9 protein-coding genes and 1 tRNA gene are annotated in these 7,799 nt (G+C 51.3%); all 10 read left to right on the top strand.

The annotated features are described in order from the left end of the window. The coding region (locus ABYP33_RS16315) for a triose-phosphate isomerase (RefSeq protein WP_373083174.1) at positions 1-89 on the top strand (89 nt) is incomplete at its 5' end. Continuing rightward, positions 89-475, top strand: a complete 387-nt coding sequence (secG, locus tag ABYP33_RS16310) for a preprotein translocase subunit SecG (RefSeq protein ID WP_373092213.1) — start codon at positions 89-91, stop codon at positions 473-475. The genes ABYP33_RS16315 and secG, both read left to right, overlap by 1 nt. A 7-nt stretch (positions 476-482) precedes the next feature. Next, a tRNA-Leu gene (locus ABYP33_RS16305) sits at positions 483-568 on the top strand. 111 nt (positions 569-679) lie between these two features. Then, positions 680-862: a hypothetical protein gene (locus tag ABYP33_RS16300; RefSeq protein WP_373092212.1), complete on the top strand. Its 183-nt coding sequence runs from the start codon at positions 680-682 to the stop codon at positions 860-862. Between the two features lie 215 nt (positions 863-1,077). Continuing rightward, a complete protein-coding gene (gene rimP, locus ABYP33_RS16295; protein ID WP_373092214.1) occupies positions 1,078-1,533 on the top strand; it encodes a ribosome maturation factor RimP in 456 nt (151 codons plus the stop codon). A gap of 45 nt (positions 1,534-1,578) precedes the next feature. Beyond that, the gene (gene nusA, locus ABYP33_RS16290; RefSeq protein ID WP_373092211.1) at positions 1,579-3,078 is read left to right on the top strand and encodes a transcription termination factor NusA; all 1,500 of its coding nucleotides are present in this window, start codon (positions 1,579-1,581) and stop codon (positions 3,076-3,078) included. 30 nt (positions 3,079-3,108) lie between these two features. After that, entirely contained in the window at positions 3,109-5,949 is a 2,841-nt protein-coding gene (gene infB, locus ABYP33_RS16285) for a translation initiation factor IF-2 (RefSeq protein ID WP_373092210.1), read from the top strand. Between the two features lie 28 nt (positions 5,950-5,977). Beyond that, positions 5,978-6,364: a 30S ribosome-binding factor RbfA gene (rbfA, locus tag ABYP33_RS16280; RefSeq protein ID WP_008250518.1), complete on the top strand. Its 387-nt coding sequence runs from the start codon at positions 5,978-5,980 to the stop codon at positions 6,362-6,364. 2 nt (positions 6,365-6,366) lie between these two features. After that, positions 6,367-7,296 carry a tRNA pseudouridine(55) synthase TruB gene (gene truB / locus ABYP33_RS16275; RefSeq protein WP_373092209.1) on the top strand — a complete coding sequence of 310 codons (930 nt, stop codon included), beginning with the start codon at positions 6,367-6,369 and terminating at the stop codon, positions 7,294-7,296. 152 nt (positions 7,297-7,448) lie between these two features. Then, positions 7,449-7,718, top strand: a complete 270-nt coding sequence (gene rpsO / locus ABYP33_RS16270) for a 30S ribosomal protein S15 (RefSeq protein ID WP_008250520.1) — start codon at positions 7,449-7,451, stop codon at positions 7,716-7,718. Positions 7,719-7,799 lie beyond the last annotated feature (81 nt).

Genomic DNA, 7,799 nt, shown 5'->3' with positions numbered 1-7,799 from the left:
TCGCGCAGGCGGATATTGATGGCGGTTTAGTAGGTGGTGCATCACTTGATGCGCAGGAATTTTCCGCAATATGTCGGGCGGCGGAGTAATGGAACAAGCAATTTTAATCGTACATGTGTTGGCTGGTTTGTCGATCATTGGTCTGATTCTGGTTCAGCAAGGTAAAGGCGCGGACATGGGGGCCTCTTTTGGTTCTGGTGCCTCGCAAACTATTTTTGGCAGCAGTGGTAGCGGTAATGTACTGACTCGCGCCACAGCCATATTGGCGACGGTTTTCTTTATAACCAGTTTGTCGTTGGCGTATGTTGCCAAGCAGCGCAGCGGTAGCTCGGAAGACATTATTGTTGATATTCCTGAGTTGCAAGAAAGTCGCGACGTTGCTCCGGTAGGTGATGGGACTATGCCAGTGCAGTCTGAAGAACTGCCGATGGATATGCCGGCAAGTGAAGAAATGCCGGAGGCAGGATCGAAGTAAAAGTTTAGCCGAAGTGGTGGAATTGGTAGACACGCCATCTTGAGGGGGTGGTGAGCATAGCTCGTGCGGGTTCAAGTCCCGCCTTCGGCACCAAATAAAAAGGGGTTATCGCTTAGTCGATAGCCCCTTTTTTTGTGTTGGTGCGGCAGGGCAGTTGTTGTCGTGTTTCTTTGGGTGACTTGCTGAAGTTCGGCCCTTGGTACTGTGCCTGTAGTCTTGGTGTTTGGCTTGTTGTCGGTGATTGTAAGCGCCGGGATTTTGCTGGGTGATTGCAGTGTCGAGTCGGATTTTGTTTTGTCTGTCGCGTTTTGTTTGTATTTATTACGCGACGCCAATTCGGTTGCGGGCGAGGCGAATCGCTTGCAGTGCGCAGTGTTACTTGCTTGACCTGTATCGGGGCAGCGACTATAATGCGGCCTCCTGATAGTAGGTCGGTAGCGCGATAGTGGCGAGCGGGCTTTAGACCTAGGTGTGTGATTTCCTAGGGTGATCAGAAGTTTTCAAAAGCCCCTGTACAAGGGGCTTTTTCGTATTGCCATAGGGCATGCGTTAAGGAATTTCGAGTGGGCCTTGGGCCCATTTTTTATTGGTGGGTAGTGAACTTGTCCGGTAAGACCGTCAAAATTGAAGAGCTAGTTAGACCTGGCGTGGAAGCGCTGGGTTACCAGCTATGGGGCTTGGATCACCAGTCTCAGGGGCGCCATACTTTGCTGCGTGTGTATATCGACAGTGAGGAAGGTATTGGAGTCGATGATTGTGCCAAGGTGAGTCATCAGATTAGCGGTGTATTGGATGTCGAAGATCCAATTGCCGGAGAATATAATCTTGAGGTTTCATCGCCGGGCATGGATCGGCCTTTGTATACCTTAGAGCAGTACGCTCAGTACATTGGTAGCGATATCAGTGTTCGTTTGCGAGTTCCTTTTGAAGGACGCCGTAAATTCCTTGGTCGCCTGACGGGCATTGAAGACGGCGATGTGGTACTGACGGCAGAGGAGCATGAGTATTTGCTGCCCTTCGATCAGATTGATAAAGCGAATGTTGTGCCCCGGTTTTAATCGGACGCGCTAATTTCAATAGCCGGCTGCGGAAAGAGGCGGATCATGAGTAAAGAAATATTATTGGTAGTTGAGGCCGTCTCTAACGAGAAGGGTGTGTCTAAAACTATTATATTCGAGGCCATTGAGCAGGCTTTGGCGACAGCGGCAAAAAAGCGCTATGACGAAGACTCAGATATCCGCGTGGTAATTGACCGCGTTACCGGCGACTACCAAACTTTTCGGAGCTGGCTGGTTATGCCAGACGATGAAATGGCTTTGTTGGGAACCCATTTAACCTTGGAAGAGGCGCACGAATACAACGCAGATCTTAAGGCTGGCGATGTATATGAAGAAGTCGTCGAGAATGTTGGCTTTGGTCGCATTGCTGCGCAAACCGCGAAGCAGGTTATTGTGCAGAAGGTTCGTGAGGCCGAGCGCGCGCAGATCGTCGATGAATACAAAGATCGTGTTGGTGAGTTGATCAACGGCACGGTTAAGAAAGTCACCCGCGACAGTATCATTGTTGATTTAGGTGGCAATGCTGAGGCTTTATTGCTTCGGGAAGAATTAGTTGGTCGTGAAGTGTTCCGCATCAACGACCGGGTGCGTGCCATTTTGGCTGATGTTCGTCCTGAGGCTCGTGGCCCGCAGTTATTCTTGAGCCGCGCTTGTGCTGAGATGTTGATTGAACTCTTCAAAATTGAAGTGCCTGAAGTTAACGAAGAAGTGATTGAAATTCGTGCTGCAGCGCGTGATCCAGGTTCGCGCGCTAAGATCGCCGTGAAAACTAACGATGGTCGTATTGACCCAGTTGGCGCCTGTGTAGGTATGCGTGGTTCTCGAGTGCAGGCGGTTTCTGGTGAACTTGGCAACGAGCGCGTTGATATTATTTTGTGGGACGACAACCCCGCGCAGTTAGTTATCAATGCAATGGCCCCTGCTGAAGTGGAGTCAATTGTTGTCGACGAAGATACTCACACCATGGATGTTGGTGTGGCTGATGATAATTTAGCACAAGCGATTGGTCGCGCTGGGCAGAACGTGCGTCTAGCGGGTCAGTTGACGGGGTGGACAATCAATGTGATGAGCATTGAGGAGATGTCTGCCAAGCACGAACAAGAATCGGGTCATATCATTAGTTATTTTGTTGAAGCCCTAGATGTTGGCGAAGACATTGCAGAAGTTTTGGTAGAGGAAGGTTTCACCACGCTGGAAGAGGTGGCCTATGTTCCTTTAGAAGAAATGATGTCAATTGATGGCTTTGACGAAGATTTGGCCCAAGAACTGCGGGCTAGAGCGAAAGATGCACTTCTGACGCAAGCAATTGCCAGTGAAGAAGTTTTGGAAAGTGCTGAACCGGCTGAAGACTTGTTGACAATGGACGGGATGGAAAAGCATCTAGCGTTCATTCTTGCCAGCCGTGGCGTAGTAACGATGGAAGATCTGGCCGAACAGGCAGTTGAAGATCTTCTCGACATTGAAGATATGACTAAAGAACGGGCCGGAGAGTTGATTATGACTGCTCGTGCTCCGTGGTTTGCAGACGAAGAATCTGCAAAATAAGCGAGTCGTACCGTTTTGGGAGAATGATGAATGGCTGAAGTTACCGTGAGCCAGCTAGCAGAAGTCGTTGGCGCACCTGTCGAGCGCCTGCTGCGGCAAATGAAAGAAGCGGGCCTGTCACACAGTGCTGCTCAACAAACTGTGTCCGATGAAGACAAGCAAACCCTGCTGACTTTCTTAAAGCGGAGCCACGGAGAATCAGCCGAGGCTCCCCAGCAAATTACGCTGAAGCGCAAAACCCTGAGTACCTTAAAAACAGGTTCGGGCGCGGGCAAAAAGACTGTAAATATTGAAGTACGTAAAAAGCGCACTTACGTTAAACGCGATCCTGCAGAAATGGCGGCAGAAGCGGCGGCTGAAAAAGCGCTGCTACGCGGCGATGCGCCAGCAGACGAGCCGAAGGCGGCTGCAGAAGTTGTCGCGGATCCCGTTGTGGCTGAGGCGCCAGCGAAGGTTGAACCTGCAGACAAAGTGCCAGAGCCGGTTGTGGTCGAAGCTGAAAAAGTGCCCGAGCCGACTCCCGAGCCGGAAGTGGTGAAGGCTGAGCCGGTGAAGGCTGAGCCTCCTGTCGCAGAAGAAAAGCCTGCGCCAGAGCCGATTGTTGCTGAGGAGCCGGTAGCGGAAGTTGCCAAGCCAGCACCCGCCAATAAGACTGACGAATATCGCGAAGTGGTCGAAAACGTATTAGATGTTGACCCAGAAGTGCTTCGCCAGCGCGCTATATTGCGTCGCAAGGCGGAAGAAGAGCGGGTTAAAGAGCGTCGGGCTGCGGTAGTTGCTGAGAAAAAACGCGATGAAGACGAGCGCATAGCACGCAAGAAGGCCGCTGCAGCGCCAAGTCCTGCTACCGCGGATAAAGGCGCGGGCCCAGCTGCAGCTGGTGCCAAGGCCAGTGAGGATAAACCAGCGCCACGCCATCATCGTCGTGCTGCCGCAGCGCCAGCTGCTGCCGGCGATGATGATCGTCCACGTCGTAAAGGCGGTAAGTCTCGCGGTAACAAACGCGATGATTTCGACGGCAGTTTTGCCGGTGGCGGCCGTCGTAAGAAAAAAACCCTTAAGCTGCCAGATGATGCGCAGCGTCACGCTTTCAACGCGCCGACAGATAAAATTGTCTACGCCGTAAATGTGGGTGAAACCACTACTGCTGCTGAACTCGCTCAGCAAATGAAGGTGAAGGCCGCTGAAGTTATTAAGGAAATGATTAAAATGGGCTTGATGGTTACCATCAATCAGCCTATCGATCAGGACACTGCTCAGCTGGTTGTTGAGGAAATGGGTCACACTGTTAAGTTGGTTTCTGAAGACGCAGTAGAAGAAGCCTTGGAAGAGACGCTTGGTGCTCGCGGTGATGGCACCATGGTTGCCCGTGCACCGGTAGTCACCGTTATGGGGCACGTTGACCACGGCAAAACCTCGCTACTTGATTATATTCGTAAAGCCAAGGTTGCCAGCGGCGAGGCGGGTGGCATCACCCAGCACATCGGTGCCTACCACGTTGAAACTGGTCACGGCATGATCACTTTCCTCGACACCCCGGGTCACGCGGCATTTACCCAAATGCGTGCTCGTGGTGCCAAGAGTACAGATATTGTTATTCTCGTCGTGGCAGGGGATGACGGCGTAATGCCGCAGACCGAAGAAGCGATTACTCACGCTAAAGCCGCCGGTGTGCCACTGGTTGTTGCCGTGAATAAAATGGATAAAGAGGGCGCTGACCCTGAGCGTGTTAAAAACGAGCTTTCTCAGCGCAATGTCATTTCTGAAGAGTGGGGTGGCGACACACAGTTTGTGTATGTTTCTGCACACTCTGGTGAAGGCATTGACAAGCTGCTTGACGCGGTATTGTTACAGGCGGAGTTGCTTGAATTAAAGGCGGCACCTGATCTGCCAGCACAGGGCTTGGTCATTGAGTCTCGTTTGGATAAAGGCCGTGGTGCGGTTGCATCCTTGCTGATCCAAAGTGGTACCTTGAGGCAGGGCGATATCGTCTTGGCTGGTCAGTGTAGCGGCCGTGTTCGGGCCATGATGGATGAAAATGGCAAACCAGTGAAAGAAGCTGGCCCGTCGATTCCCGTTGAGATTCTTGGTCTTGACGGCACCCCAGATGCGGGTGATAGCTTTGTGGTCGTCGAAAATGATAAGCGTGCTCGTGAAGTTGCTGACTTCCGGCAGGTTCGCGAGCGCGAGCAGCGCATTAAGCGCCAGCAAGCCGCTAAGCTAGATCGTATGTTTGAAAGCATGGAAACGGCAGAGCGCCGGATTCTGAATATCGTCTTAAAAACCGATGTTCGCGGCTCGTTAGAAGCCTTGCAAGCGTCTTTGATGGATATTGGTAACGAAGAAGTTAACGTTAATATTGTTTCTGCCGGTGTCGGTGGTATTACTGAAACTGACGTGAACTTGGCGCTGACTTCTGGTGCGGTGATGTTCGGCTTTAACGTTCGCGCTGATTCTAGCGCGCGTAAATTAGCTGAGAACGAAGGCGTAGATCTGCGCTACTACAGCGTAATCTACGATGTTATCGACGATGTAACCGCCGCGCTGACCGGTATGCTTAGCCCAGAAATGCGCGAAGAGATCGTGGGTGTTGCGGAAGTGCGTGACGTGTTCCGTTCGCCTAAGTTTGGTGATATTGCCGGCTGTATGGTTATTGAAGGTACGGTTTATCGCAATAAGCGTATTCGAGTGTTACGTGCCGACGTGGTTATTTACGAAGGTGAGCTTGAGTCGCTACGCCGTTTTAAAGACGATGCTACTGAAGTTAAAAACGGTACTGAGTGTGGTATCGGTGTTAAGAACTACAAAGATGTACGCCCCGGTGACAAGATCGAGGTATATGAAGTGAAGGAAATTGCGCGTAGCCTTTAAGGGCACGTGTCGTGGGGTATAAGGTCAATTGAAAGAATTTAGTCGCACAGCACGTATTGCGGATTTCCTGAAACGCGAACTGGGTAGTTTTATTCAGAAAGAGCTTCGGGATCCGCGTCTTGGTATGGTTAGCGTGATTGATGCAGAAGTCAGTCGCGACATGAGTCACGCCAAAATTTACGTCACGGTCATGGGTAAAGATTCGGCCGAAGAGGCCAAGGAATCTTTGGACGTGCTCAATAAGGCTTCGGGTTTTTTACGCAGCCAAGTGGCTAAAATCAACAATGCGCGGACTACCCCGCAGCTGCGTTTTTACTACGATAGCAGTATTAATCGTGGTCAACATATCAGTAAATTGATTCAGGATGCGGTCGCGTCTGACCGCAGCCGCTACCCGGAAGATGACGGGGAATAGTTTTGGCAAAAGCTCGTAAAGGGCGACCGATTAACGGCATCTTGGTGCTGGATAAACCCCCTGGTCGTTCTTCTAATGGTGCGATGGTTGTCGCCCGTGCCATCTACCACGCTACTAAGGCCGGTCATACCGGCGCGCTAGATCCCTTGGCCACTGGTGTATTGCCGGTGTGCTTTGGCGAGGCGACCAAATTTTCTCAGTACTTACTCGAAGCGGATAAAGAATACCGCAGCACCTTTGTGTTTGGGCAGCAGACGGATACCGGTGATTCTCAGGGTGAGGTGTTGGCTGTGGAAGACGCTTCAAATATCACCGCGGATCAGCTGGAAGCGCAGATTGATACCTTGCGCGGTGATATCTTGCAAGTGCCACCGATGTACTCGGCGCTCAAGCGCGATGGTAAGCCCTTGTATGCATTAGCACGTAAAGGCATTACTGTTGAGCGTGAAGCGCGGCCGGTGACAATTCGCGAATTTGAATTAGAGTCATTTATTGCTGGGCCATTGGCGCAGGCGGTAGTGCGGGTGGTGTGCACTAAAGGCACCTATATACGCTCTTTGGCGGAGGATTTGGGCGCGGCACTCGGGGTCGGGGCTCACGTGGCGACCCTGCGCCGCTTGCAGGCCGGGCCATTTTGCGAGGCTCAGGTGGTGACGACTGAAGCCATTCAAGCACTGCGTGATGCTGGGGATTTTGAGGGTTTAGACGCCTTATTGCTGCCCATTAGTGATGCGCTTGGCCATATGAACACGCTGAGCCTCGGCGATACCGCTGCATACTACTTGCGGCAAGGTCAGGCGGTGCAAGTGTCTGGCGCACCTATCGAAGGGTTGGTGGTGCTTAGCGACAATGATGGCGAATTCATGGGAATTGGTGAAATTTTAGACGATGGGCGAGTTACGCCTCGTCGTTTGCTTTCAACTATGGGATAATGCGCGGCTGATTTTGCGAAGCTGACACAAAAATAGCTCGTGTAATAGGGAAAATGATGCTTTGAATTGATTCTGGGCTTCCGAACCTGACTGTAAATATGCGCGGTCAGGCTCGATTGATAAACGCATATTCGTACTTAAGGAATGTAAAAATGGCATTATCTGCTGTCGAGAAAGCTGAAGTTGTTAAAGACTACCAAACCGCCGAAGGCGATACTGGTTCACCAGAAGTGCAAGTTGCACTGCTGACCGTCAATATTAACAAGCTGCAAGGTCACTTCGAAGGCCACAAAAAAGATCACCACTCACGTCGTGGTTTGATCCGTATGGTTAACCAGCGTCGTAAATTGCTGGATTACCTCAAGCGTAAAAACCAAGAGCGTTACAGCAAGCTGATCAAGCGTTTAGGTCTGCGTCGCTAAGAAGAATAAGTGAGGGGGCCTTAGAGGCCCCCTTATTACTTTTATCATCCTTATTTTGGGAGGAATTACTCCGTGAATCCC

The organism is Zhongshania sp. (assembly GCF_041584495.1).
Lineage (GTDB): Bacteria > Pseudomonadota > Gammaproteobacteria > Pseudomonadales > Spongiibacteraceae > Spongiibacter.
This window is presented reverse-complemented; position numbering and strand designations above follow the sequence as displayed.

What these genes read in the sequence shown, in the direction of transcription:
- secG (WP_373092213.1), top strand. Translation starts at nt 89, where the DNA reads ATGGAACAAGCAATTTTAATCGTACATGTGTTGGCTGGTTTGTCGATC.
- nusA (WP_373092211.1), top strand. Translation starts at nt 1,579, where the DNA reads ATGAGTAAAGAAATATTATTGGTAGTTGAGGCCGTCTCTAACGAGAAG.
- infB (WP_373092210.1), top strand. Translation starts at nt 3,109, where the DNA reads ATGGCTGAAGTTACCGTGAGCCAGCTAGCAGAAGTCGTTGGCGCACCT.
- rpsO (WP_008250520.1), top strand. Translation starts at nt 7,449, where the DNA reads ATGGCATTATCTGCTGTCGAGAAAGCTGAAGTTGTTAAAGACTACCAA.